The sequence below is a fragment of the Lacunisphaera limnophila genome (genome assembly GCF_001746835.1).
Lineage (GTDB): Bacteria > Verrucomicrobiota > Verrucomicrobiia > Opitutales > Opitutaceae > Lacunisphaera > Lacunisphaera limnophila.
Genome location: NZ_CP016094.1, coordinates 2343561 through 2367307, shown reverse-complemented (window position 1 = coordinate 2367307; position 23747 = coordinate 2343561). Strand labels below are relative to the sequence as shown.

The following is a 23747-nucleotide window of genomic DNA, read 5'->3' as shown; positions in this document are numbered from 1 at the left end:
GGAGCCCGCGGATGCACGCGGATACCCAAAGCAATCTGGCTTTTATCTGCGCTCATCCGTGTAATCCGCGGAAGGTTTCTCCCTTTCACCGCCACTCTCACTGTCACCACTCCCATGCCCCAATCCCTCTTCCAGAAAGTCTGGGACGCCCACGCCGTCCGCCAGCTCGCCAACGGCCAGACCCAGCTCCTCATCGGCACCCACCTCATCCACGAGGTCACCTCGCCCCAGGCCTTCGGCATGCTGCGCGACCTCGGCCTCAAGGTCCTCATGCCCCACCGCACCTTCGCCACGGTGGACCACATCATCCCGACCAACGAGCTCGTCGAACCCTACAAGGACGACCTCGCCCAGGCCATGATGGACGAGCTCCGCCGCAGCACGAAGGAGTTCGGCATCACCTTCTTTGACCGCGCCACCGGCAAGCAGGGCATCGTGCACATCGTCGGCCCCGAGCAGGGCATCACCCAGCCCGGCACCACCATCGCCTGCGGCGATTCCCACACCTCCACCCACGGTGCGTTCGGCGCCATCGCTTTCGGCATCGGCACCAGCCAGGTGCGCGACGTCCTCGCCACCCAGACCATGGCCCTCGGCCGCCTCAAGGTCCGTCGCATCGAGGTTAACGGCAAACTCCGCCCTGGCGTCTACGCCAAGGACGTCATTCTCCACATCATCCGCCAGCTCGGCGTGAACGGCGGCACCGGCTTCGCCTACGAATACGCCGGCTCCACCTTCGATGGCTTCTCCATGGAGGAGCGCATGACCGTGTGCAACATGTCCATCGAGGGCGGCGCCCGCGTCGGCTACGTCAATCCCGACGAGACCACCTTCGCCTACCTCAAGGGCCGCCCCTACTCGCCCACCGGCGCCGCGTGGGACGCCGCCGTCGCGAGCTGGAAGTCCTTCGCCTCCGACCCGGGCGCGACCTACGACGATGTCGTCAAGATCGACGCGGCCAGCATCGCCCCGACCGTCACCTGGGGCATCAACCCCGGCCAGGGCATCTCCATCGTGGAGAACATCCCCAGCCCCGAGACCGCCACCTCGGCCGACGACAAGGCCGGCATCATCGAGGCCCTCGCCTACATGAAGCTGCCCGCCGGCCAGCCGATCAAGGGCACCCGGATCGACGTCGCCTTCCTCGGCTCCTGCACCAACGGCCGCCTCTCCGACTTCCGCGAGGTCGCCAAATACATCAAGGGCCGCAAGGTCGCCGCCGGCGTCAAGGCCATCGCCGTCCCGGGCTCGCAGATCGTCGCCCTCCAGTGCGAGAAGGAAGGCATCGACAAGGTGCTCAGCGAGGCCGGCTTCGAGTGGCGCGCCGCCGGCTGCTCCATGTGCCTCGCGATGAACCCCGACAAGCTCATCGGCGACCAACTCTGCGCCAGCTCCTCCAACCGCAACTTCAAGGGCCGCCAGGGCTCCCCCACCGGCCGCACCGTCCTCATGAGCCCGGTCATGGTCGCCGCCGCCGCCGTCACCGGCACCGTCGCCGACGCCCGCGAGGTCTTCGCCGTAAACTAAATTCACCGTAGCGAGTAGTGAGTAGCGACTAGCGAGCATCCCGCCGTCAACGCCCTCATCCTACTCGCTACCCACTACTCGCTACTCACTCCTTCATCCCCATGGCCCTCGCTAAAATCACCTCCGTCACCGGCCGCGCCGTTCCCGTCGTCGGCAACGACATCGACACCGACCGCATCATCCCGGCGCGCTTCATGAAGTGCGTCACCTTCGACGGTCTCGGCGCCTACCTCTTCAACGACGTCCGCAACGATCCCGCGACCGGCGCGACCACCGACCACCCGCTCAACCAGCCGCGTTACCAGGGCGCCACCGTGCTCCTTTCCGGCGCCAACTTCGGCTGCGGCTCCTCCCGCGAGCACGCCCCGCAGGCCATCCAGAAATACGGCTTCCGGGCCATCATCGCTGAAAGCTACGCCGAGATTTTCTTCGGCAACAGCACCACCCTCGGCATGCCCTGCGTCACCGCCGCCCGCGAGGACATCGCCAAGATCGCCGCCGCCGTGGACCAGAATCCCGCCACCGAGGTCACCATCGACCTCGTGAAGCTGGAGGTCCGCTTCGCCGGCCAGACCGTCAAAATCGCCCAGCGCGAATCCGCCCGCGACGCCCTGATCAACGGCCGCTGGGACGCCATCGGCGAACTCCTCGACGGCGTCCCCGCCGTGAAGGAAACAGCCAAGAAGCTCCCTTATTTGGCGGCTTGATCTGTCGGGCGGGATCTCTACCAACCCACCTTGCCCTCCCATCGGCGCGGCCCCCCGGCCGCGCCTTTTTCATGCCCGCCCGTCCCGACGGTCCAGCCGCCCTGCGCTAAAGGTATAACGGCATCGGCCCTTGCGATGTCCGTCCCAGCGTCAAAGGTCTCTGCCGTGAGCCACCCCACTCCGACGATCCGCAACCCCATCCTCCCGGGGTTCAACCCCGATCCTTCCCTCCTCCGCGTCGGCGACGACTACTACATCGCCACCTCCACCTTCGAGTGGTACCCCGGCGTCCAGATCCACCACTCGCGCGACCTCGTCCACTGGCGCCTCCTCTGCCGGCCACTCTCCCGCCCCAGCCAGCTCAACATGCTCGGCGACCCGGACTCCTGCGGCATCTGGGCCCCGTGCCTCTCGTACGCCGACGGCAAATTCTGGCTCATCTACACCGACGTGAAGCGCTACGGTCGCACCTCCGGCGGCGGCACCGCTGGCGCCGCGATGCGCGATTTCCACAACTACCTCGTCACGGCCGACCGCATCGACGGCGAGTGGTCCGATCCCGTGTACATGAACAGCAGCGGCTTCGACCCGTCCCTCTTCCACGATGACGACGGCCGCAAGTGGTTCGTCAACCAGCTCTGGGATCACCGGCCCGGCCACAACCGCTTCGCCGGGATCGTCCTGCAGGAATATTCGGCGAAAGAGCGCAAGCTCCTCGGCTCGCGCGTGAACATCTTCCCCGGCACGCCGCTCGGCTTCACCGAGGCACCGCACCTGTACAAGCGCGACGGCTGGTACTACCTCATCACCGCCGAGGGCGGCACGTTCTGGGGCCACGCGGTCACGCTCTGTCGCTCGCGCTCGCTCACCGGTCCCTACGAACTGCACCCCGACGGCCCGGTCCTCACCGCCCGTGACCGGCCCGATGCCCCGCTCCAGCGCGCCGGCCACGCCGACCTGGTCGAGACCCAGGACGGCCAGACCTGGATTGCCTACCTCTGCGGCCGCCCGCTCAAGAACCGCGGTCGCTGCACCCTCGGCCGCGAAACCGCCATCCAACCCCTCGTCTGGGGGCCCGATGGCTGGCCCCGCACCACCGATGGTCAGGGCCTGCCCCAGCTCAGTGCTCCCGCGCCGAATCTCCCGGCGCATCCCTGGCCGGCCGCGCCCGCCCGCCACGAGTTCGACTCGCCCCAGCTGCCGATCGACTTCCAGTGGCTGCGCTCCCCCTGGCCCGAGGAACTCTTCAGCCTCACCGCCCGGCCCGGCCACCTGCGGCTCTATGGCCGTGAAACGATCGGCAGTCAGTTCAAGCAGGCACTCGTCGCCCGCCGCCAGCAGGCCCACTGCTACAGCGCCTCGACCGTTGTGGACTTCGAGCCCGAGCATTTCCAACAGCTCGCCGGCCTGGTCTGCTACTACGGCGCCGCCAAGTTCCATTACCTCTATCTCTCGCATGACGAGACGCTCGGCAAACACCTGCGCGTGATGACCTCCATTCCGGACGGCGTCATGGCCGACGCCTTCACCGCCCCCATCGCCCTGCCCCCCGGCCGGCGCGTCGAGCTGCGCGTCGAGGTGGACGAGGAGCGCCTGTTCTTCGCGTACCGTCTCGAGGGCCCGGGCCGGTCGTGGCAACGCCTGCCGCAGATGTTCGATGCCAGCATCCTCTCCGACGAGGCCACGTCTCCCGGCCTGGCCAACTTCACCGGCGCCTTCGTCGGCGTGGCCTGCCAGGACCTGGCCGGCACGGCGAAACCCGCCGACTTCGACTGGTTCGAATACCGCGAGCGCCCCTACCGCGCCGACCCCTTCGCCGGCTGAACCGGACTGCCGCGGTTTCAGCAATACTGGAGCCGGGGTCGTTGACCCCGGACGAACGCGACCGAGGCACCGGCACGGGCCGCGGTCCCCGACCCCGGCCACAGCTCAAATCAAGCCGCTCTAGTAAATCGGCTCACCCTCTTCCTCCGCGCGGCGCCGCGGCTTTTGCGGAAACGGGCCGGGCCGATGGTTCGTGTGGGCCACCTCCTGCGCCAGGTTCACCAGCTCGGTGATCACCAGCGTGGGATCCTCCTCATAACGCAGATTACGGAAATCGTCCCGGAAACGCACGTAGCTGGAGCGATCCGCCAGCCAGCCGGCGACGACCCGGCCGAGGTCGGCGGGACGGTCGATCAGCGGCACGCCGGCCCCGCGGTTAAAGAACTTCACCGTCAGCGACTCCTGCGGCATGACGCCGCCGATGGCATTGAACAGGATCGGGCACCGGAAATGCAGGGCTTTCGCACACGAGGTCGTGCCGCCGCGCGTCACGATCACATCGCTGACCTGCATGAGCAGGTGCACAGCCTCGGAGTAACCGTCCAGGAAACAGGGCAGCTGCGGATGCTCGATGCGCCAGTGCAGCACCTGGTTGTACACCTCGCGGTTCTTGCCGCAGATGACGACCGCCTGCACGCGGTCGGCGAACGGCAGCAGCTGTTCCAGCAGGCTCAGGTGGTTGTTGGCGCCGTTGCCGCCGGTCGCCAGGAACACCGTGAACCGGTCGGGCCGCAGCTCGAGCTCGTGCTCCAGGTACGCGTGCCGCTCGGCGGGCGACATGAAGCCGAGGTGCTGCCGCGGTTGCATGAGGTAACCCCGCACCCGCGTGCGCTCCGGCGGCATGCCCAGCTTCACCGCATAGTCCCGGGCCGTGGCCGTGCGCGAAATGTAGAGATCGGCCGAGGGCTCCACCCAGTTGATGCTATAGCCGAAGCCGCCGGAAAACTCGCCGCAATAGGTGGCGCACCGCACCTTGTCGGCGCCCAGGATCCGGCGCGCCGTCTGGAAATAACCGCGGTTCAGGCAATCATGCACGCTGAACACGAGGTGCGGCCGGTATTCCCGCAGCACCTGCTCGTAGTACCCCCGGCCAATCGCCACCGACCGGCGGTTGAGCAGGCTGAGCAACTCGACCAGCAGGAAGAAGGCCTTGTGGATCCAAGGGGATTTCTGCTGGATCCAGTTGTAGAACCGCACCCCCAGGCTGAACAGCCCCGAGGACTTCTCGAGCATCTGCTCGATCCGTACATCGACGTTGTGCCGGTAAAGCTCGAAGCACCACTCCGCAAAGGCCTGCGCCCGCGTGTCGTGGCCGGCGCCGGTGCTGGAGGTGAGGACAAGGATGCGGACGCGCGTCATGGGGTGAGGGCAACTTGACACCGACCGGCCGACAAGGGGTGCCCGGAGTGATTCATAAACCAAAATATTTCTCCAGGATCCACCGCTTCAACCCCAGCGGGGCGAACCGGGCCAGGAACGGCCCGAGGTCCGCCTGGAAGAACCGGCCGGTGCGTACGGTGCCGCTGCGACCGCGGAGCAAGGCCCGCCGCAACGACGCGGCCGCATGCGCCGGCGCGGGGCCCGTGCGCATCATCGCCTCGAAGGCCGCCCAGGCGCGCGCCATGCGGCCGGCATCCCGCGCCTCGAGCCCGGATTGCTCAGGCCGCCGCACCGAGCCCTCGAAATCCGTGCGGTAGTCGCCCGGTCGGAAATCAATCACGGCGACGCCCGTGTCCTTCACTTCCTGCATGAGGCTCTCGTTCAAGGCGGACAGGCCCGCTTTCACCGCATTGTACACCGCTTGGTACGGCATCCCGAACTCCCCGGCGATGGACGAGATGTTGACCAACGCGCCGCGCCGCCGCGCCCGCAGGCCGCGCAGGGCCGCGTGACTGAGCCGCGCCGTGTTCACCAGCATCACCTGGAATTGGTGCTCCCAGACCGCAAAGTCGGTGTGCGCAAACGAACCGAAGGCGCCGAAGCCCGCGTTGTTGATCACCAGGTCGAACCCGCCGGCCGCCCGGTCCGCCGCCAGGAAAACCTGCTCGGCCGCCGGCCCGTCGGTGAGATCGAGCGTGACCGGGTGAAACCCCGGCCGCGGGGCCAGGCGCGCCGCGTCGCGCGCGGTGCCCCAGACCTCCACCCCCTCGGCCAGCAGCATCTCGGTGAACGCCAGCCCCAGCCCCGTGCTGGCGCCGGTGACGAACGCCGAACGGTAGCGGGAGGAAAGTGCGCCGGCGCTCATGCGCGTCAGACGGCCCGGAACACGAGGCAGACGTTGGCGCCGCCAAAGCCGCTGCTGTTGCTCATCACCACGTTGGGCCGCTGCGGGAGCGTGGCGCGGATGATGTTCAGCCCGGCGCACGCGGGATCGAGGTTCGTGATGTGGGCCGAGCCGGGAATAAACCCCTCCTTCATGGCGAGGGCGCAGAATCCGGCTTCCATCGCGCCGGCCAGCGACAGCCCGTGGCCGGTCAGGGCCTTGGTGCTGCTGACCGCCGGTCGCGAGGGATTGCCCTTGAAGATGGCCTTGAGCGCCTTCGTCTCCGAAATGTCGCCAATCGGCGTCGAGGTCGCGTGGGCGTTCACGTAGTCCACCTCGTCCGGTGCGACCTCGGCATATTTCAGGGCGTTCTCGATGGCGAGGCGCAGGCCCTCGCCCTCGGGATGGGAGATCGCGACATTGTGGCCATCCGAGGCCTGCCCCCAGCCGGCCACCTCGCCGTAAGGGGTAACGCCGCGCCGGTTCACCTCCTCCTCGCTTTCCATCACCAGCACAGTGGCGCCGCCGGTGCCGACAAAACCATCCCGCGCCACGTCAAAGGGCCGCGACGCCACGGAGGGATCGCTCTGCAGCGATAGCGCGCGCATGCCCGCGAAGGGCAGGATGCTCTCGACGTTGCCATCCTCGGCCCCGACCACGAACATGCGCTGCTGCCGGCCGAGCGCGATCTCGTCATAGGCAAAACCGAGTGCGTGCGCCGACGAGGCGCAGGCCGACGAGAAACCCGTCGAGGCGCCTTTGATGCGAAAGTGCGAGACGAGGTTGAAATTGATCGTGCCGGAGATCGAGGCGACCACGCCGAGGGGCGGGCAGCGCATCACGCCCACCTTGCGCATGCGCTCCAGGTGGTGGCCGAGCAGGAAGGGTGAACCGGCGGAGGCGGCGTAAAGCCCGGTACCGGGATTGGAGATGTCCGCCTCGGTCAGCTTCGCATCCTCGACGGCCTGCTGCATGGCGCAGTAGGCGTAAACCCCGTGGGGCGCCATGCCGCGCAGCAGTTCGCGCTTGATGCGGTAGCGGGCGGGGAAAACCCAGTCCTCCTGGTCGGTCGTGTCGGTCTGGAAATCCCGGATCGGGGCCGCCACCTTGACCGGGATGTCCGGCTTCTGGAAGGGCGGGTATTGCACGATTCCATGCCGCAGTTCCCGCAGGCTTTCGGCCACGGTGGCGGCATCGTTGCCGATACTGGTGATGAATCCGACGCCGGTGATGTATACTTTCCGCATGAGGGTCAGGCTGCGCCTCCGCGCGGAATCGCACGGACACGACAGCGTCGAGCAAGGCGCGTTTTGCGCCGGGGGTCAATCACCGGGCCACTCAGGCGCTGGCCGCGGTCTTGGCCTTCGGCTTGACCGGACTGACCGCCACGGGCTGCTCGGCGGGCGCCACGGAAACCTGCGGGATGGTCGGCTGGGCGACTTCCTCGGCATACGCGAACGTCAGCGTGATTTCCTCGGCGATCGCGGCCTTCTCCTGTCCGACCCGGATCTGGCCCTCAAACGTGGCCAGGGGGGACTTGAGCCGCTTGGGCTTGATCGAAAGACTGAGCACATCGCCCGGCCGGCAGATGCGGTGGCAACGCACCCCCTCGCAGGAGGTGAAGAAAATGGTGCGGTGATCGACGGTCTTGCCGCCCTCGCCCACCTGCCCCTCCAGGAGGAACAGCACGGCCAGCTGGCCCAACGCCTCCAGCATGATGGAGGCCGGCAACACCGGGTTGTCCTTGAAATGACCCTGCAGGAAGAACTCCTGGCCGCTGATCTTGTACTTGGCGTTGGCGCCATGCGCACTCACCGAGGCCTCGCCCAGGAAAAGGAACGGGGGCTGGATGGGCATGACCGACACGATCTGCTCGATCGGGATGAACTTCGTCGGCTTGGGCAGCGGGAGACCGCGAACCTTGTACTCAATGAAAGTCTTCACGTCGCCGACCGTACGCAGGTGCCGCAGCTCCTCGTTGTTGATGGTCATCTGGAGTACATCCTCCACTAGCACGACGATTTCCATCATCGTCAGGGAATCAATGCCCAGATCCTCGATAATCCGCAGATCATCATCAGCATCCTTCAATTTGGCGCGCAGGTCCGGCTCCACGTAACGCTCGATGATACCCAGAACAATGGCCGGCAGATGCTCCGTATTACCCGTCTTGCGAAATTGGGCTGCCGCTTCATAAGTAGCCGCAGAACAGCGCTTAAGCGACTCTCTCAAGTTGTTATCGTCTTCCGCCGTAAACGGCTTGAGGGTGACCCCTGAGGGGTTGTTAACTGACTGTGCCATTAGTGAAACAGATTGTTGCGGGGACATGACATGTAAACCTCAAAATCCTTCCCGGGGTTTCGTAAAAATACGCAGACGCCACGGATGATTAAGCTTGTTGACTAGGCCGAGTATGACCGCCGACATCCCCCTTTCCGGCATCCCGTGCCTCATGTTCATCCCCTTTTGACAACCATGCCGACGACCCCGGGGTCCAGTCCCACCGCCGCCGTGCCGGCCCCGCTCATCCTCGTCACGCACGAGTTTTTTCCGCATCGCGGCGGTATCGCCGTGTACGCCGCGGAGATGGGCCGGGCCGCCGCGGCCATGGGCTATGCGGTGGAAGTCTGGGCCCCCGCCCTCCCGGCTGGCCTGCTTGAACCCGCCTGGCCGTTTCAGGTGCGCCGCCTGACCCTCGCCGGCGACCACAGCTTGGTCAGCCAATGGCGCATGGCCCGCGAGCTTCTGGGCCACGCCCGCCGCCTGAACAACGCCACCCTCTACATCCCGGAGCCCGGCCCCCTGCTCGCCATGCTGCTGCTGCAGTATTTCGACACGATCCGGCCGGCCCGCCTGCTGCTCACCTTCCATGGCTCCGAGATCCAGCGGCTGGGTTCGCGCCGGCTTTTGCGCTGGAGCACCAACCACCTGCTGGCCCAGACCGACCGGGTCAGCGTAGTCAGCGACTATGCCCGCCGCCTGCTGGAAAAACACTTCCCCACCGCTGCACCCAAGGTCGTCGTCACCCCGGGCGCCCTGCGCCCGGACCTCCGCCTCACGCAGTCCGCCCCGGCCGCCCTGCCCGGGGCCCGCACCATCATCCTCACCGTCGCACGCCTTAACCCGCGCAAGGGCCAACTCGAGGTCATCCACGCCCTCCAGGCCCTGCCCGCCGCCCAACGCGCCACCCTCGAATACTGGCTGGTCGGCGGTCACGGGAAGGAAAACTATGACCGGCAGCTGACCGCCGCCGCCGCTTCCGCGGGCTTCACCGTCCGGTTCATCGGGGATATTCCCGACGACCAACTGGGCGCCATCTACGCGCAGGCCGACATCTTTGCCATGACCAGCATGCCCCACAAACACAGTGTCGAGGGCTTCGGTCTGGTCTACCTCGAGGCCGGCGCCCACGGCCTGCCCATCGTGGCCCATGACATCGGCGGCGTCCCCGAGGCGGTCGTCCATGAAGCGACCGGCCTCCTGGTGCAACCCGGCGACCGCCCGGGCCTCACCCAGGCCTTCGCCCGCCTGCTGGCCGACCCCGCCCTGCGCCGTCGCTTCGGCGAGGCCGGGCGGACCCGTGCCCTCGCCCGCACCTGGCACGACTCTGCCCTCGCCCTCTTTGGCCCGCCCCCGCCGCCCGCTCCCCCGTCAGAACCATGATCGAATCCCGCTCCCAGATCACCGTCCGCTACGCCGAAACCGACATGATGGGCATCGTTTACCACGGCAATTACCTGCCGTGGTTCGAGGTCGGCCGCACCACCCTGCTCAAGGAATGCGGCTTCCCCTACCGCGAGCTCGAGTCCCAGGGCTACCTGCTGCCCGTGATCGAGCTCGGCGTGAAATACCAGCGCCCCGCCCTCTACGACGACACGCTCACCATCATCACCCGGCTCAAGGAGCGCCCTTCGCTCCGGATCCATCTCGAGTATGAAGTCCGCCGCGGCGACGAGCTGCTCGTCACCGGTTTCACCACCCACGTCTTCATCAACAAGGCCGGTGAACCCGTCCGCCCTCCCGCCACCCTGGTCGCGCGGATGCAGGAACTGTTCGCCCCGTAGGTCCGGTCTAAGCCCCGGCCGCGTATTCCGCCAGTACGCCCGCGTCCGTCTCCCCGGCCCGCGCGGCGGCCAGCAGGCCGTCCGCCCCGTTTCCCGCGATTTTCTGCACGGCCCACACCGCATGCGCCCGCACCACCGCGGACTCATGCCCGGCCAGCGCCACCAGTGCCGGCAACAGCGCGCGGTCGCCGGTGTTGCCCGCCACCACACAGGCGTTGCGCAGCAGCCCGGTCAGCTTCAACCGCTTGATCGGCGTGCGCCGGAACACCTCCGCATAGCGCGCCGGGCTCAGCGCGAGGATCTCCGCCAGCGCGAGCTCCGCGATGTCACCCCGCGCGGACAACAGCAGCCGCCGCCCCTCGGCGGCAAACCGGTTCCACGGACAGACCTCGAGGCAAACATCGCACCCGTAGATCCGCGTGCCGATGCCCGCCCGCAGCTCCCGTGGGATGATGCCCTTGTTCTCGATCGTGTGGTAGGAAATGCAGCGCCGCGCATCGACCACCCCGGGGGCCGGGAACGCCTGGGTCGGACACGCGTCAAGGCACCGCGTGCATTTGCCACAAAGCAAACCCGCCGGCTCCTCCTTCCCGGGGCGCTCCGCCGCCGGCCGCAGGGGTTCGTCGGGGGCGATATCGCCCCGCGTCAGGATGCAGGCCAGGAACAGCCAGTTGCCATGCGTGCGCGAGATCAGCATCGCGTTCTTGCCCCGGAACCCGAGCCCGCTCCGCGCCGCCCACCCGCGCTCCAGCACCGGGCCGGTGTCCACATACGGTCGGTTATCCGCCGCCACCAGGCCCAGTTCCTCCTCCAATACCCGGCCCGCCGCGGCCAGCGCCGGTTCGATCGTGTCATGATAATCCTCATACAACGCATACTGTGCCCACCGGGGCCTGTCTTCCGCACCCGGACTTCCGTTCTCCGCCGCCCCCGGTCCGTAATTGACCCCCAGCATGACGACGGTCTTCACCCCCGGGAGCACCAAGTCAGCCGCGCCGCGCTTCTCCGCCGTGCGTTCCATCCAGGCCATGTCGGCGTGGTGCCCCGCCCCTAACCAGTCGCGCAGACCGGCTCCGGCCTCCCGGCCGGCCCGGGCAAAACGCACCTCGTCAAACCCCAAGCCATGCAACCGTTCGCGCAGCGCCTCACGCGGCAACCCCTCCATCCGCCGGCCGGCCCCGCTGTTCATTTGCCCGCCGGCCCCGCTTCCTGCCGGTAAATTCGCAGCACATGCGCGGCGATCTCCCGCAGGGGCCGCTTGTCCGTCAGCACCATCGTGCCGCTGCGCCGGTAGATTTCCTCCCGCTGGGCGTAGAGATCGCGCAGGCGTTGTTCCGGATTATCCACCGTCAGCAGGGGCCGGTGCGTGGCATGTCGCGTGCGCTCCAAAATCGTCTCGATCGGGGCATGCAGGCAGATGACCACCCCGCGGGCCCGGAGGACCGGCAACATCCCCGGCGTCACCACGAGTCCGCCGCCGCACGAAACCACGCACCGTTTCGCCGGATGGCCGCGCTCGATGAATTCCCGCTCCATCGCCCGGAAGGCCGGCTCGCCCAACTCTGCGAAGATCTGCGTCACCGGCTTGCCCTGTTGCCGCTCGATCTCGTGGTCGCTGTCCAGGAAGGCGAAACCGGTCTGCCGCGCCACCAGCCGGCCGACGGTGCTTTTGCCGGTGCCCATGAATCCGACGAGATAGAGGTTGCTGTCCATGCGTGGGCCCCGAGCCAACACCCGGCCCCGGGCCGGCGCAAGACCGCTTCGCACCGGTCATGCGCCCCAAAAAAAACGCCTCCCGGTCAGGGGAGGCGTGAATCCTATCCCGTGTGCGGGGTCGCGCTTACTTGGCGGCGGGCGCGTCCTTCACGCCCACGATCTCGATGTCGAAGATCAGCGTCGCACCGGGCGGGATCGCTCCGGGGGCGCCTTCATCGCCGTAGGCCAGCGACGGCGGGATGTGCAGCTTGATCTTGCCGCCCACGCCCGTCTTCTGGATGCCCTCGAACATGCCCGGGATGACCCCGTTGGGCGTCTGCGCCGTGGCCGCCGTCAGCACGAATTCCGCGGGCTGGCCGCGCTCGATGCTGGAATCAAACACCTGGCCGCTCGCGAGCGAGCCCGTGTAATGGATCGTGACGAGCTGACCCGGCTTCGCCACCGCGCCCTTGCCCGGCTGCGTGATCTCATAACGCAGGCCGCTGGGCAGCTCGACGACGTTCTTGTTTTCCTTGAGCTTGGCAAAGTACTCCGTGCCGGCGGTCAGCTGGGCCTGCTTGATCTTCGCCATGAAGGCGGCCTGGCGCTTGCCCAGGAAATCCTGGAGCTGGGTCTGGACCTGCTGCGGATCGTAAGGGAGTTCCTTGCCGGCCATCGCCAGGGCAATGCCGCGCACCATCGACTCCCGCAGCGCCGGGGAAATCTCCAGCGCCTGCAGCTGGCTGGCCATGCGGCTCTCGAGCACGAAGATGTAGCCATACGCCTCCATGAGCTGCGCGTCGGAGTACTGCACCGCCGCGGCGGGGGCGGCCGGGGTCGCCGCCGGGGTGGCGGCCGGGGCGGCGGCCGCGGCCGGCTTCGGCGCCGGGCCGCGGGCTTGGCGGCGGGGCCGCCGCCGGCTTGGCCGGGGCGGTGACGCCCGGAACTTCAAATTTGACCGCGTCCTGCGCGGTGGCGGCAACGAACAGACCGGCGCAAACGAGGCCGGTGAGGAGGGAGGTGCTGAGTTTCATGAATGAGGGGTGCCCGGTTGGGAAACGGCCCGGGTGGGTTTGTGCCGTCAAAGCGCGCGAAACTGCCCACCCGCCCGGCAAAAATCAATCCCTTACACGGCAATTCTCCCTCGGGGAACGGTCCCATCCCGGGCTTGTCTCCCCCCGCCGCGTCCCCCACCCTGCCCAATCCCATGAACGAAAACCAATTCTGGCACAGCACCGACGGCCAGATCCTCACCGTCCGCGCCAAGAGCCCCGATCGCGTCACCCTCGCGGTGGCCTTCTGGCCGCGCCAACCGGCCGAGATGGAGTTCCTCCGCACCCACCTCGCCTCCCTCCGCTTCACCGAACGCAGCTCGCTCGCCCGCATCGGCATCGAGATGGTCACGGTCGGCACCCCCGCCATCGACGGCAACCGCCTCCTCCTCACCATCGAGGCCTTCCTCTACGACGCCAGCTTCCCCAACGCGGGCTACTGGCAGAAACTCCTGCGCCCCGGCGTCCCGGTCGGCCGCCTCTTCCACGCCCCCGCCGCCGCCAAGCTCTCCGCCACCGAGGTCTGGACCGCCATCCGCGAGAACCAGCTCAAGCTCCCGAACACCCTCTCCATCGACAGCTCCGGCCGCGTCTTCTTCACGCCCCACCCGGTCAGCTACACCCTCAATCCCCGCCTCATCCGGGTGAACTTCGAGCACATCGCGTCGGGCTACGCCGGCCGCTCCTTCCTCGACAAGGTCCAGGTCCGCCACGACGCCTCGCCGCTGACCATCCCGCCCCACTCCGGCGTGCTCACCAGCTGCTCCATGTACCTCCGCGAGCACTTCGTCGTGCTCAGCCCCGGCGAGGGCAACTTCGGCCTCCACACCTCCGCCATCCTCCTCGACCCCGTCAAGACCTCCGGCACCAACATCATGCTCGAGATCTACAACACCGGCGAACAGCCCGTGGTGAACCCCATGGTCTCGGTCGACATTTTCCGCGCCCCGCCGCCCGAGGACCCCGAGTTCAAGACCCTCGCGAAAAAACGCCAGCGCCTCCTCGCCACCGCGAAAACCCTCTACAAGTGCCTCGATGCCTCCCCCGCCGTCGACCACACCGAGGCCCGCCCGCGCACCAAGATCTCCGTCCGCGGCCAGTCCGCCACGATGGAAAATCGCTCCCTCCTCGTCCGCGCTGGCGACGAGGACCTCAAGAAACTCCTCGCCCAGGACGCCTGCCCCATCGGCGCCCGCACCATGATCCAGGCCCTCGACGCCCATACGCCCGAGGCCGACACCCTCATCGTCGACTACTTCCCCGACCTGCTCGAGCACACCGAACTCGTCACGCGCCTCGGCGACATCCGGCTCAAGCGGATCATCTTTCGCAAGGCCTCGCGCACCCACGGCTACTTCCTCTCGAGCAACGCCCACGCCCGTCTCGACACCTTCCACTCCCTCGGCATCCCCGTCTACTGGTACGATGAGATGACCAAGGAACTCTACCTGAACACCTACCGCCGCGACCACGGCTTCTTCGTGCGCGAGGAGATGGCCCGCAAGTTCCAGGAAGCCACGATCCTTGCCTTCTACGGCTCCGCCGTCGGCCTCGACCAGGCCGACACCGACCGCATCTCCGCCCTCGTGCACCAGCTCACCGCCTTCATGGGCTCCAACCTCGGCGTGCTCACCGGCGGCGGCGGTGGCGTCATGCGCCTCGCCACCGAGCAGGCCCGCGACAAGGGCGCCCTCACCGGCGCCTGCTTCCTCGAACTCGAGGCCCAGCCGCCCGAGCTCGGCGTGGATTTCTTCAACACCTTCCAGGAAAACTCCCGCCACTTCCGCCAAAAATGGTTCGAGGCGGCGGACTTTTGCATCTTCAACGTCGGCGGTGTCGGCACTCTGGAAGAGATCGGCATCGAGCTCTGCAACCTCAAGCTCGGTATCCGCCCGCGCGTCCCCTACGTGTTCTTCAACGCGAAGTTCTGGGGCAACCTGCGGAAGCAGGTCGAGGAGATGATCAACCAGAAGCGCTCCCCCGCCTGGATGCGCGACTACATCCTCTTCACCGACGACCCCGCCGAGGTCATCGCCTTCTACCGCAAGACGCTGAAGGTGCTGTAAGCGCCCCGCCGCTCCGCCCCGCGCTTCAGGGGCGGGCGGCCCCCGCGGCCAGGCGCTGAAGATAGCCGTCCACCATGGCCTCGGTGACGACGTACTTCCACCCGGCATCGGTCTGCTCGAATTCAAAGCGGTCCCGGGTCGCATCCGGCAGCAGCAGGATTACCCGGCGGTCACCCGCCGTTTTCTCGGTCGCGGTCGCGAGGACCACGTCCGTTGGGAAGGGATTGCCGACCGCGCCGTCGACGAACAAGTCCGCCGCCAGCTCCTCCGGACTGCGCCATTTGCCCTTCATTGCCGGGGGCAGCGAATCCATGAAGGCGAGCGCCTTCACCCGCGCGCCCGGATCGAAATGTAGCATCGCGGTCACCGCCGGGATATCGCCCCGGTTGCACGCCGCCGCATAGCTGGCCAGCGCCGCCCGGGCGGTCCCCGTCTGGACCGGTCCGGTCGTGGCCGCGTGGCCGCGGATCTCGGGGAGGGCGTTTAGTTTCGCCAGCGTTTCGTTGCTCAGGATGCGGTTTGCCAGAATCGTGAGGTAGGAGGTGGGGATCTCATGCTTCCAGCCTTCGTCCGTCAGGACAAACTCCAGGCCGCGCGGCGCCGTCCCGGGCCGGTGCACGGCGGCGCGCCCCGGCTTCATTTCCGTCGCGATAAAGGTCTCTAGGAACTTGGCCGGTGGCACGGGCGAAAGCAGCGTGTCGGTGGCGTAGAAGAACGCGAACAGCTCTTCCGGCGTGCGCAATTGCTCCCGCAGCGCCGGCGGGATCTTCGCCAGGATCCCGCGCGCCACCTCGGCGCCCTTGGCGTCGAAGGTAAGCAGCTGCGCCAGCCGCGGGACATCCCGGGCGCGGGACGCCTCGGCGAAATTCAGCATGACTGCGCGTGCGGCGGCCAGGCCGTTGTCCGCCGGAACGACCGGCGTGGCCGAAGTTCCAGCCGCCGGCCGGTCACCCCCGGTCGGGTGCACCAGCGCCATGATCCGGTAGACGTCCAAGGCCGTGGCCGCAAAGCCGTCAGCCGCGATCGCCATCTCCGGCATTGCCCCGCTGTGCCGCCCGGGGCCCGCCCAGCGCCAGCCTGCGAAGCCAGTCCCCGCCACGGCGATGGTCAGCGCGCTCCATGCGATGACGCGACTGCCCACGAGCACCGACACAATACCGGTCGCCTCCGCCGCCTGGCTCAGCGCCGCCCCCGCCACACTACTTGCCAGCCCCTCCGGGGTGGCTGCTACCGCCCGGTTGGCGATCAACAGCCCGAGCGCCCCGGCGGTCGAGGTCACGCCGCGCCGGCCCAGTTGGTGCCGCAGCTTGTCGAGCGCCCGCTCGGCCCGCATGCGCGCGGCATTTTCCGAAAGCCCCAGCCGTTCCCCCACCTCCCCGAAGCTCAGCCCGTCGAAATAGCGCAGGAACATCACGGCCCGGTCCGACTCCTTCAGCTGGTCCATCGCCTCGTCCAGCACGGGACGCAATTGCGCCCATTCCACCGATTCGGTTTTTTCTGCGTGATCTTCCGGCATGGTTGCAATGGTTTCCTGCAGTTTTTGACGGCGGGCCTCGGCGCGGATAGCGTCGATGGCCGCATAGCGGGTGCTGCGGTGCAGCCAGGCGGCCAGGGCCGGATGGCGGTACAGCGATCCGGCCTTGCGGGCCAGGTCGGCGAATACCTTCTGGCTGATCTCCTCCGCCAGCGGGGCCCGGCCGCCCGTGCGACGAAGGGCGGCGGAATAGACCAAGGCCAGGTGCTGCTCGACGAGGGCGCGAAAAGCGCGTTCGTCCCGGTGCCGCGCGTAGCGCTGCAGAAGTTCGAGGTCGGGTGACATGCTCATTCCCCTTGTAACCGCCGCCCGCCCGAAGAACCGCACAAAAATCCGACAAATAACGGACCCGCAGACTCGGCTGGACGCCCGCCTTTATCCGTGTCCATCTGTGCCATCCGTGGCTAATCCTCTTCCCTCCTCCGTCCTCATCGTCGGCTCCGGCGGCCGCGAGCATGCCCTCGCCAAATCTCTTGCCCTTTCGCCGGCGAAGCCGCGCCTCCTCTGCGCCCCCGGCAACGCCGGCATCGCCGCCGATGCCACCTGCTTTCCCGTCGCCGCCGACAACATCCCCGGCCTGGTTGAACTCGCGCAGCGTGAAAAAGTGGACTTCGTCGTCGTCGGCCCCGAGGTCCCGCTCTCGCTGGGTCTCGTCGACGCCCTCATGCAAGCCGGCATTCCCGCCTACGGCCCCAAGGCCGACGGCGCCCGCCTCGAGGCCTCCAAGGTCTTCACCAAGCAGATCCTGCTGAAGTATAACATCCCCACCGCCCCCGCCGGCATCTTCACCGCGATCGAGCCCGCCCTCGCCTACCTCCAAAAACGCGGCGCCCCGATCGTCATCAAGGCCGACGGCCTCGCCGCCGGCAAAGGCGTCATCGTCGCCCAGACCCTCGCCGAGGCCGAGGCCGCCGTGCGCGACATGCTCGCGGGCAACAAATTCGGCTCCGCCGGCAGCCAGATTCTCATCGAGGACTGCATGTTCGGCGACGAGACCTCGATCCTCGTCGTCGTGTCCGGCCGCGACTACGTCATTCTCCCCGTCTCGCAGGACCACAAGCGCATCGGCGACGGCGACACTGGTCCCAACACCGGCGGCATGGGCACCTACTCGCCCGCCGAGGTGGTCACGCCCGAACTCCTCGCCCGCATCGATCGCGAGATCGTGAAACCCTCCGTCGACGCCATCGCCGCCGAGGGCATGGACTTCCGCGGCACCCTCTTCATCGGCATCATGCTCACCGCGGACGGCCCGAGCGTGCTGGAATACAACACCCGCTTCGGCGACCCCGAAACCCAGGTCGTGCTCCCCCGCATCACCAGCGATTTTCTCGCCCTGCTCTGGGCGGCCGCCCGCGGCGAACTGCGCGGCATGGAGATCGAGGTGCGCCCCGACGCCGCCCTCTGCGTCGTCGTCGCCGCCAAAGGCTACCCGGATAATTACCCGAAGGGAGACGTGATCACCTTCCCGGCCATGCTTCCCCCGCAAACCACGATCATCCACGCCGGCACGACCAAAAACGCCGCCGGCCAGATCGTGATGAATGGAGGCCGCGTGCTCGGCGTCACCGCCCTCGCCCCGACCCTCCGCGAGGCCGCCGACCGCGCCTACACCGCCTGCGACCAGATCCAGTGCGTGGCCAAATACTACCGCCGCGACATCGGCGCCCGGCAGCTGACCCGCCCATGAAACCATTTCTTGTGGGAGCGAGCTTGCTCGCGACGTTTCTGCTCTCGGTCACGGCTGCCGCCACCGAGCTCACCGACCTCGGCCAAGGCCTCGGCTACCTCCGTGCCCATTCCCTGGACGAGTCGATCAAGCCGCTCGCCGGGGCCACCGCGCTCGTGCTCGACCTGCGCCACGCCACGGCGACCCCCGAGGCCGTGACCTCTTTTGCCGCTGCGCTCGCCGCCCGCCCCGCCGACGCCCGACTTTTCGTGCTGGTCAGCCCCGCCACCCCGGCCGCCCTCGCCCAACACCTGCCCGCCCCCGTGCTCACCCTTGGCATCGCCGGTTCGCAGCCCGCGCCGCAGGTCGTCGTGAGCCAGTCCGCAGCAGACGACCGCCGCGCCTACGACGCCCTCGCCACCGGCACCCCCCTTGCCGATCTCATCTCCGGCACGATTGAAAAGGAGCGTTATGACGAGGCCACCCTGGTGCAGGAATTCAAGCTCGGTCATCCCGAGGCCACGCCGCCGGAACCCGGCGCCCCAAGCGGCGGAGCCGACGCCCCCGTCAACGCCCGACCCACCGACCGCGTGCTCCAGCGCGCCGTCCACCTGCACCGGGCCCTGCTGGCGCTGAAACGGTAGTTACCCGGTAGCGGCGCACCCTGGCCGCCGGCCGGCGAGCTCCGCTCAGACTCAACCCGGCGCTTTTTGCCTTTCTGTTTTTCAGCCTTTAGCTTCCCGGCCCAGACCCTATCACCTAGATCCCAGACCCAAGCTTCATGCCCAAACCCGGCCACATCCTCGTCGTCTGCACTGGCAACATCTGCCGCAGCCCGATGGGCCAGGGTCTGCTCGCCCACGCGCTCCTGGCCCAGCCCGAACCCCTGCGCAGCCTCAAGGTCATCTCCGCCGGCGTCGCCGCCCACACCGGCGAGCCCATTTCCGAGAACTCCGTCGTCGCCCTCCGCAAGGTCGGCATCGATATCAGCCACCTGCACAGCCAGGGACTCACCCAGAAGATGCTCGACGACGCCCTCGTCGTCTTCGGCATGACCGAATCCCACCGCAGCATCATCCGCTCCCGCGCCCGCCCGGCCCCGACCCACCTCCACCTCTTCCGCGAATTCCTGCCCGCCCCTGCGGCCCACGAGATCGGCGACCCCTACGGCGGCCCCCTGCGGCTCTACGAATCCTGCCGCGATGAGATGGTCGAGGCGGTGCCGTCGATCATCGAGTTCCTTAAGCGGCTCACGGCCAAGACGTGACACGCACCGCCGGGATTTCTGATTGCGGATTGCGCCCGGCCGGGCTGCCTTTGTCTCCGGATTCGAAAACCGAGAATCCTCCATCGCCCATCTCTCCATGTCCCTGAACGCCGCCCCCTCGCCCAGCTCGATCCCGCCGTCTACGCCGTCGTCACCGGCGAACTCGCCCGCCAGCAAAGCCACATCGAGCTGATCGCCTCCGAAAATTTCACCTACCCGGCCGTCATCGAGGCCGTCGGCTCGGTCCTCACCAACAAGTACGCCGAGGGTTACCCCGCCAAGCGCTGGTACGGCGGCTGCGAGCAGGTCGACAAGGTCGAGGTCCTCGCGATCGAGCGCGCCAAGCAGCTCTTCGGCGCCGAGCACGCCAACGTCCAACCCCACTCCGGCTCTCAGGCCAACTTCGCCGTCTACACCGCGGTCCTGTCGCCCGGCGACAAGATCCTCGGCATGAACCTCAGCCACGGCGGCCACCTCACCCACGGCAACCCGGCAAACTTCTCCGGCAAACTCTACGACTTCTGCCAGTACGGCGTCCGCGAGGACACCGGGCTGATCGACTACGACGAGCTCGCCGCCGTCGCCCTCCGCGAAAAGCCGAAGATGATCACCGTCGGCGCCTCCGCCTACTCGCGCATCATCGACTTCGCCCGCATGGGCGAGATCGCCCGCTCCGTCGGCGCCCTGCTCTTCGCGGACATCGCCCACATCGCCGGCCTCGTCGCCACCGGCCACCACCCCTCGCCCTTCCCTCACGCCGACTTCGTCACCACCACCACGCACAAGACCCTGCGCGGTCCGCGCGGCGGCCTCATCCTCTGCAAGGCCGCCCACGCCAAGGCCATCGACTCCGCCGTCTTCCCCGGCGGCCAGGGCGGTCCGCTCATGCACGTCATCGCCGGCAAGGCCGTGTGCTTCGGTGAGTGCCTCAAGCCCGAGTTCAAGGCCTACAGCGGCCAGGTCATCGCCAACGCCCGCGCCCTCGCCGCCGCCATGGTCGCGCGCGGCTACAAGATCAATTCCGGCGGCACCGACAACCACCTCATGCTCGTCGACCTCCGCTCGAAATTTCCGGAGCTCACCGGCAAGGTCGCCCAGGAGACCCTCGATCAGGCCAACATCACCTGCAACAAGAACACCGTGCCCTTCGAGACCCGCTCGCCCTTCCAGGCCTCCGGCATCCGCCTCGGCACGCCGGCCATGACCACCCGCGGCCTCAAGGAAGCCGACATGACCGTGATCGCCGGCCTCATCGACGGCGTGCTCACCGCCATCGGCGGACCCGATCAGGCCGCCGTCATCGCCGCCACCAAGCTGCAGGTCGTCGCTCTCACCTCGCGTTTCCCGCTCCCTTACCGGGCCTGATCCCGGGACGGCCGCCCTGCCCGAAGCGCCGGGCCAATCGGTATTTGCCAGCCAGCCCCCGTGCTGTCAGCGTCCCCCGAATGGCCACCCTCACCCGCGCCTCCCTCCACCGCCGTGGCCTGGTCTGGGTGGTGGCGGTGGTCGGTGTCGCCCTCTCCCTGTTTATCTGGCTCTATGCCTCGCGCAGTGAGACGGCCCGCATCCGCACCGGGTTCCTGAGCCGCGCCCAGACCCAGGCCGCCGTCGCCGCCCAGCAGCTGCGCAGCTACGAGGAAATGGTCCATAGCCTCCGCGATTCCTTCCTCGGCCAGAACACCGTCACGCGCGGTGAATTCACCCGCGTCGCCCAGTCCATCTTCCAGCGGCACCACGGGGTGCAGGCGCTGCAATGGGTGCAGATCCTGAACCATGCCGAACGCGGCCCGTTCGAGAAGACCACCTCCCACGAGCTCGGCCGGCCCGTCGTCATCACCCGGCGCTTCCCGGATGAAACCCTCCGGCCCGCGCCCTCGGCCGACGAATACTTCGTCATCTCCTACGTCGAACCGCTCGCCGGCAACGAGCCCGTGCTCGGCTACGACGTCACCAGCGCCCCTTCCGCCCCCCTCCTCCGGGCCGCGCGCCAGGACCGCAAATTCAAGGTCAGCCCGAGCATGCGTCTCGCCCAGTCCACCGCGGCGGCCGCCCAGCCCGGCGTGATCTTCATCCTGCCCTTATGGCGCGACGATGTCCCGGGGCAGCCGGTCGAGGGTTTTGTCCAGGGTGTCTTCCGCCTCCAGACCATGCTGGCCCAGTCCCACCAGCTCACCACCAACGAGGCCCTCGACACTTACTACTTCGATGTGACCGACAGCGAGCCCGGCACCTTCCTCTACGCCAACCGCGGCGGGCTGGATTCCTTGGGCCCGCCCACGGACCGGCTGGACCTGCCCCTGCCGGCGCCGGGTGATTACCGCGAGACCCTCCAGATCGGCGATCGCCGCTGGCTGATGCTGATCCGCCAGAACGCCGACTGGAGCCGGCGCGCCGGCTCCCGCCAGCCCGCCCTCATCCTCGGCTTCGGCCTGGCGATCACCGCCCTGCTCGCATTTCTCATCCACAGCCTCCTGCAACGCACCGCCCGCATCGAGGACGAGGTGCGCGTGCGCACCCGCCAGCTCCGCGAGAGCGAGGCCCGTCTCCAGGACATCATGGATCACAGCCCGGCCATCATCTTCCTCAAGGATCTCGACGGCCGCTACCAGCTGTGCAACCACGCCTTCGAGCTCTTCTGCGCCCGCCCCCGGTCCGCCATCCTCGGCTGCCGCGACGAGGATCTTTTCCCCGCCGCGCCGGCCGCGCGCGCCCGCGAGCACGATCTGCAGGTGCAGGCGGCCGGCCGGCCGATGGAGTTCGAGGAAGCCTCCACCGACACCCCGCCCCGCCTCTACCTCGCGCACAAGTTTCCGCTGCTCGATGAACAGGGCCGCATCTACGCCCTCTGCGGCATCTCCACCGACATCACCGACCGCAAGGCCGCCGAGCAGCAGAAGCTCGCCTTCGAGCGCAAGCTCCTCGAAAGCCAGAAATTCGAAAGCCTCGGCGTCCTCGCCGGCGGCGTCGCCCACGACTTCAACAACATCCTCACCGCCATCCTCGGCAACGCCACCCTCGTGGCCATGGACCTGCCCGACACCCACCGCGCCCGGCAGCAGCTCAGTCACATCGAGCACGCCGCCCAGCGGGCCGGCGACCTGTGCGCCCAGATGCTCGCCTACGCCGGGCGCGCCGCCTTCGTCACCGCTCCCGTGAACCTCGCCGCCCTCGTGACCGACACCGCCGCCCTCCTCGAGGCCACCGTGGGCCGGCGCGTCCGATTGGAACTCCTGACCGACACCACCGTCCCCGCCGTCCTCGGTGACGCCACCCAGCTGCGGCAGATTGTGATGAATCTCGTGATCAACGCGGCCGACGCCATGGCGGACCGCACCGACGGCCACGTCATCGTGCGCACCTTCACCCGCGACCTGTCGGCCGAATTTTTCCAGCAGGCCGTGCAGTCTCCCACCCTGCCCGCCGGCCGCTATGTCGGGATCGAGGTCAGCGACAACGGCAGCGGCATGCCCCCCGCGGTCATGGACCGCATCTTCGAGCCCTTCTTCACGACCAAGTTCTCCGGCCGCGGCCTCGGTCTCGCCGCCGTGCGCGGCATCGTCCAGAGCCACAACGGCGCCCTTTTTGTCGAGTCCGCCCCGGACCGGGGGACGGTCTTCCGGCTCTTTTTGCCGGCCACCAACGCCGTGGCCACCGGCTCCGCCCCGCCCTTCATCCCCGGTACCAGCCCGCTCCACGGCACCGTGCTCGTGGTCGATGACGAGGATCCCGTGCGCCAGGTCGCCCGCGACGCGCTCACCCTGCTGGGCCTCACCGTGCATGAGGCCGCCGACGGTCCCGCCGCCCTCGCCCTCGTGCAGGCCGCACCGGACACCATCGACCTGGTGCTGCTGGATCTGACCATGCCGGGCCTCGCCGGCGACGAGGTCCTGCGCCGGCTGCGCCAGATCCGGCCCGACCTGAAAGTCATCATCATGAGCGGCTATAGCGAGGGCGAGACCATGCAGCGCTGCGCCGCCTCCGGGGTTTCCGGCTACCTGCCCAAGCCGTTCGCCATCGCCGAGCTGGGGGAAAAACTGCGCCAGCTGCTGGGCTGACCGGCGGTCACGCCCAGAAACAGG

At 67.9% G+C, this 23747-nt stretch carries 20 protein-coding genes; 12 read left to right on the top strand and 8 right to left on the bottom strand.

Translation table 11 applies throughout. The features are described 5' to 3' along the window. Positions 1-114 precede the first annotated feature (114 nt). The 3 genes from leuC to Verru16B_RS09855 all read left to right on the top strand — a co-directional run bounded on the left by leuC (position 115) and on the right by Verru16B_RS09855 (position 4058). Positions 115-1527, top strand: a complete 1413-nt coding sequence (gene leuC / locus Verru16B_RS09865) for a 3-isopropylmalate dehydratase large subunit (protein WP_069962126.1) — start codon at positions 115-117, stop codon at positions 1525-1527. Positions 1528-1628: 101 nt separating this feature from the next. Beyond that, positions 1629-2234, top strand: coding sequence for a 3-isopropylmalate dehydratase small subunit (gene leuD, locus Verru16B_RS09860; RefSeq protein ID WP_069962125.1), 606 nt, complete (start codon positions 1629-1631; stop codon positions 2232-2234). Positions 2235-2399: 165 nt separating this feature from the next. Then, positions 2400-4058: a glycoside hydrolase family 43 protein gene (locus tag Verru16B_RS09855; protein ID WP_237023383.1), complete on the top strand. Its 1659-nt coding sequence runs from the start codon at positions 2400-2402 to the stop codon at positions 4056-4058. Between the two features lie 120 nt (positions 4059-4178). Here the strand turns inward: Verru16B_RS09855 and Verru16B_RS09850 are convergent, their stop codons facing one another. From Verru16B_RS09850 to Verru16B_RS09835, 4 genes are all read right to left on the bottom strand, one after another. Continuing rightward, a complete protein-coding gene (locus Verru16B_RS09850) occupies positions 4179-5417 on the bottom strand; it encodes a glycosyltransferase family protein (protein WP_069962123.1) in 1239 nt (412 codons plus the stop codon). A gap of 52 nt (positions 5418-5469) precedes the next feature. After that, on the bottom strand, positions 5470-6303 hold the full coding sequence (locus Verru16B_RS09845; protein ID WP_069962122.1) for an SDR family NAD(P)-dependent oxidoreductase: 834 nt from the start codon (positions 6301-6303) through the stop codon (positions 5470-5472). 5 nt (positions 6304-6308) lie between these two features. Further along, on the bottom strand, positions 6309-7568 hold the full coding sequence (locus tag Verru16B_RS09840; RefSeq protein WP_069962121.1) for a beta-ketoacyl-[acyl-carrier-protein] synthase family protein: 1260 nt from the start codon (positions 7566-7568) through the stop codon (positions 6309-6311). Between the two features lie 91 nt (positions 7569-7659). Next, positions 7660-8436, bottom strand: a complete 777-nt coding sequence (locus Verru16B_RS09835) for an ApeI family dehydratase (RefSeq protein ID WP_069962120.1) — start codon at positions 8434-8436, stop codon at positions 7660-7662. Between the two features lie 360 nt (positions 8437-8796). Between Verru16B_RS09835 and Verru16B_RS09830 the strand changes: the two genes are divergently transcribed. Both Verru16B_RS09830 and Verru16B_RS09825 read left to right on the top strand, forming a co-directional pair. After that, positions 8797-9984 (top strand): glycosyltransferase family 4 protein, encoded by a 1188-nt coding sequence (locus tag Verru16B_RS09830; protein WP_069962119.1) that lies wholly within the window; start codon positions 8797-8799, stop codon positions 9982-9984. Beyond that, positions 9981-10385: an acyl-CoA thioesterase gene (locus Verru16B_RS09825; RefSeq protein ID WP_069962118.1), complete on the top strand. Its 405-nt coding sequence runs from the start codon at positions 9981-9983 to the stop codon at positions 10383-10385. Before Verru16B_RS09830 ends, Verru16B_RS09825 begins: the two co-directional genes overlap by 4 nt. A gap of 7 nt (positions 10386-10392) precedes the next feature. On the opposite strand, the gene queG is transcribed toward Verru16B_RS09825, so the two are convergent. The 3 genes from queG to Verru16B_RS09810 form a co-directional block, all read right to left on the bottom strand. Beyond that, complete coding sequence (queG, locus tag Verru16B_RS09820; protein WP_237023382.1) at positions 10393-11574, bottom strand: tRNA epoxyqueuosine(34) reductase QueG; 1182 nt, start codon at positions 11572-11574, stop codon at positions 10393-10395. After that, positions 11571-12098 carry a shikimate kinase gene (locus Verru16B_RS09815; RefSeq protein WP_069962117.1) on the bottom strand — a complete coding sequence of 176 codons (528 nt, stop codon included), beginning with the start codon at positions 12096-12098 and terminating at the stop codon, positions 11571-11573. Before Verru16B_RS09815 ends, queG begins: the two co-directional genes overlap by 4 nt. A 127-nt stretch (positions 12099-12225) precedes the next feature. Beyond that, on the bottom strand, positions 12226-12894 hold the full coding sequence (locus Verru16B_RS09810) for an FKBP-type peptidyl-prolyl cis-trans isomerase (protein WP_157772369.1): 669 nt from the start codon (positions 12892-12894) through the stop codon (positions 12226-12228). Between Verru16B_RS09810 and Verru16B_RS18595 the strand changes: the two genes are divergently transcribed. Then, positions 12869-13120, top strand: a complete 252-nt coding sequence (locus Verru16B_RS18595; protein ID WP_069962115.1) for a hypothetical protein — start codon at positions 12869-12871, stop codon at positions 13118-13120. The two genes, Verru16B_RS09810 and Verru16B_RS18595, sit on opposite strands and share 26 nt — an antisense overlap. 167 nt (positions 13121-13287) lie before the next feature. Next, a complete protein-coding gene (locus Verru16B_RS09800; RefSeq protein ID WP_069962114.1) occupies positions 13288-15198 on the top strand; it encodes an LOG family protein in 1911 nt (636 codons plus the stop codon). Between the two features lie 25 nt (positions 15199-15223). Here the strand turns inward: Verru16B_RS09800 and Verru16B_RS09795 are convergent, their stop codons facing one another. After that, a complete protein-coding gene (locus Verru16B_RS09795) occupies positions 15224-17017 on the bottom strand; it encodes an RNA polymerase sigma factor (RefSeq protein ID WP_069962113.1) in 1794 nt (597 codons plus the stop codon). A gap of 115 nt (positions 17018-17132) precedes the next feature. On the opposite strand from Verru16B_RS09795, the gene purD reads away from it, so the two are divergent. The 5 genes from purD to Verru16B_RS09770 all read left to right on the top strand — a co-directional run bounded on the left by purD (position 17133) and on the right by Verru16B_RS09770 (position 23723). Beyond that, the gene (purD, locus tag Verru16B_RS09790) at positions 17133-18422 is read left to right on the top strand and encodes a phosphoribosylamine--glycine ligase (protein ID WP_069962112.1); all 1290 of its coding nucleotides are present in this window, start codon (positions 17133-17135) and stop codon (positions 18420-18422) included. Next, positions 18419-19045 carry a hypothetical protein gene (locus Verru16B_RS09785; RefSeq protein ID WP_157772368.1) on the top strand — a complete coding sequence of 209 codons (627 nt, stop codon included), beginning with the start codon at positions 18419-18421 and terminating at the stop codon, positions 19043-19045. The genes purD and Verru16B_RS09785 overlap by 4 nt, the downstream gene beginning before the upstream one ends. A 137-nt stretch (positions 19046-19182) precedes the next feature. Beyond that, positions 19183-19668, top strand: a complete 486-nt coding sequence (locus Verru16B_RS09780) for an arsenate reductase/protein-tyrosine-phosphatase family protein (protein ID WP_069962110.1) — start codon at positions 19183-19185, stop codon at positions 19666-19668. A 75-nt stretch (positions 19669-19743) separates the two neighbouring features. Continuing rightward, the gene (locus tag Verru16B_RS09775; protein ID WP_069962109.1) at positions 19744-21033 is read left to right on the top strand and encodes a serine hydroxymethyltransferase; all 1290 of its coding nucleotides are present in this window, start codon (positions 19744-19746) and stop codon (positions 21031-21033) included. 80 nt (positions 21034-21113) lie between these two features. Beyond that, entirely contained in the window at positions 21114-23723 is a 2610-nt protein-coding gene (locus Verru16B_RS09770) for a CHASE domain-containing protein (protein ID WP_069962108.1), read from the top strand. The last annotated feature ends 24 nt before the right edge of the window (positions 23724-23747 follow it).

Coding starts and splice junctions, on each gene's coding strand:
- Verru16B_RS09785 (WP_157772368.1), top strand. CDS start 18,419: ATGAAACCATTTCTTGTGGGAGCGAGCTTGCTCGCGACGTTTCTGCTC.
- leuC (WP_069962126.1), top strand. CDS start 115: ATGCCCCAATCCCTCTTCCAGAAAGTCTGGGACGCCCACGCCGTCCGC.
- Verru16B_RS09815 (WP_069962117.1), bottom strand. CDS start 12,098: ATGGACAGCAACCTCTATCTCGTCGGATTCATGGGCACCGGCAAAAGC.
- Verru16B_RS09830 (WP_069962119.1), top strand. CDS start 8,797: ATGCCGACGACCCCGGGGTCCAGTCCCACCGCCGCCGTGCCGGCCCCG.
- Verru16B_RS09795 (WP_069962113.1), bottom strand. CDS start 17,017: ATGTCACCCGACCTCGAACTTCTGCAGCGCTACGCGCGGCACCGGGAC.
- leuD (WP_069962125.1), top strand. CDS start 1,629: ATGGCCCTCGCTAAAATCACCTCCGTCACCGGCCGCGCCGTTCCCGTC.
- Verru16B_RS09845 (WP_069962122.1), bottom strand. CDS start 6,303: ATGAGCGCCGGCGCACTTTCCTCCCGCTACCGTTCGGCGTTCGTCACC.
- Verru16B_RS09825 (WP_069962118.1), top strand. CDS start 9,981: ATGATCGAATCCCGCTCCCAGATCACCGTCCGCTACGCCGAAACCGAC.
- Verru16B_RS09840 (WP_069962121.1), bottom strand. CDS start 7,568: ATGCGGAAAGTATACATCACCGGCGTCGGATTCATCACCAGTATCGGC.
- Verru16B_RS09770 (WP_069962108.1), top strand. CDS start 21,114: ATGGCCACCCTCACCCGCGCCTCCCTCCACCGCCGTGGCCTGGTCTGG.
- Verru16B_RS09780 (WP_069962110.1), top strand. CDS start 19,183: ATGCCCAAACCCGGCCACATCCTCGTCGTCTGCACTGGCAACATCTGC.
- Verru16B_RS09850 (WP_069962123.1), bottom strand. CDS start 5,417: ATGACGCGCGTCCGCATCCTTGTCCTCACCTCCAGCACCGGCGCCGGC.
- queG (WP_237023382.1), bottom strand. CDS start 11,574: ATGAACAGCGGGGCCGGCCGGCGGATGGAGGGGTTGCCGCGTGAGGCG.
- Verru16B_RS09800 (WP_069962114.1), top strand. CDS start 13,288: ATGAACGAAAACCAATTCTGGCACAGCACCGACGGCCAGATCCTCACC.
- Verru16B_RS18595 (WP_069962115.1), top strand. CDS start 12,869: ATGAGCTGCGCGTCGGAGTACTGCACCGCCGCGGCGGGGGCGGCCGGG.